This is a genomic window from Clostridium tarantellae, from assembly GCF_009295725.1.
GTDB lineage: Bacteria > Bacillota > Clostridia > Clostridiales > Clostridiaceae > Sarcina > Sarcina tarantellae.
Window position 1 is genome coordinate 1 of sequence record NZ_WHJC01000539.1, and the last position, 1049, is coordinate 1049.

Consider the following 1049-nt stretch of genomic DNA (forward strand, 5'->3'; position numbering starts at 1 on the left):
ATTTAAGTCCTTTAAGTTATGGAAATAAAAAATCAGATGAATTACAACAAGAAATGGAATTAAAAAATAATAAGAATTGTTATAGTCCTAATGAAGTTGATAAAATAAATTCAAATATAGATCAAGTACCAAATAAAAGTATTTGTAATTCTAATGATTTAAAATTTAAAAATAACAATGAAGCAACAGATTTAGATAATCAATATAATGTTGGTAATATACTAAATAATTATATAAAAGGAAAGATAAATTCTAATGATCAACTTAATAGTATGAAAAGAAGTTATAATTTAGGAAAAAATATTACTTCTAAATGGGATTTACCTAAAAAGGTTAATAATTTTAAGAATAAGAAAGGAAAAGAAAACAATGCAATATAATATTCCAAAAGAAATAACATCAGAAATGAAGTTTTCAAAAAATATATATCTTTTTGATTTAGCAACAATATGTGGAGCTATGACAATAGCTTGGTTATTAAGCCCTCTTGTATATTCTAGTTTTAGGAATATATTTTATGTTTTTATATTAATTGCTTCTATTTTTATGGTAAATAAAAGCAGAGTAAATCCTAAGAAAAGAAATTATCAAAGTATTTATTACGCTTTAATAAGAAATAGAAATACATATTCTAGAGATTAAAATAAGATATTTAGGAGTTAGAAGTTATGAATATTAAAAAATTTGAAAATTTTAATATAATTAAAAAAAATAAAAATATAAAATTAAGCAAAGAAGAAAAGAAAAAAATCAAATTAGAAAATAAAATTAAAAAGAAAGAATTGAAAGAACTTAAAAAAGAAAATAAGAAAATTTTTAATACCAATAAACAAGTATTACCATTCTTGGATGTAGATGAAGATGAATCATTTATAACTAAGGATGGTTTTTTAGATATATACCAAATAGAAAGTCATGATATTTATTCTTTTAGCGATAATGAAACCCAAATTTATATTTATAATTTTATAAGATTCTTAAGAAGCTATTCAGAAGATTTTAAAATAATAGCTATGAATTTTCCAGTAAATACTGTTAAACAACAAGAA

The 1049-nt window shown here is 20.0% G+C and carries 2 protein-coding genes and 1 pseudogene; all 3 read left to right on the forward strand.

What is annotated here, in order from left to right; all coding sequences use genetic code 11:
* On the forward strand, window positions 1-380 hold a 380-nt coding region (locus GBZ86_RS17510; RefSeq protein WP_170272307.1), incomplete at its 5' end, for a hypothetical protein.
* Window positions 370-642 carry a DUF5592 family protein gene (locus tag GBZ86_RS16190; protein WP_152892375.1) on the forward strand — a complete coding sequence of 91 codons (273 nt, stop codon included), beginning with the start codon at window positions 370-372 and terminating at the stop codon, window positions 640-642. The genes GBZ86_RS17510 and GBZ86_RS16190, both read left to right, overlap by 11 nt.
* 26 nt (window positions 643-668) lie before the next feature.
* A pseudogene (locus GBZ86_RS16195) lies at window positions 669-1049 on the forward strand (hypothetical protein); the annotation flags it as partial.

Coding starts and splice junctions, on each gene's coding strand:
- GBZ86_RS16190 (WP_152892375.1), top strand. CDS start 370: ATGCAATATAATATTCCAAAAGAAATAACATCAGAAATGAAGTTTTCA.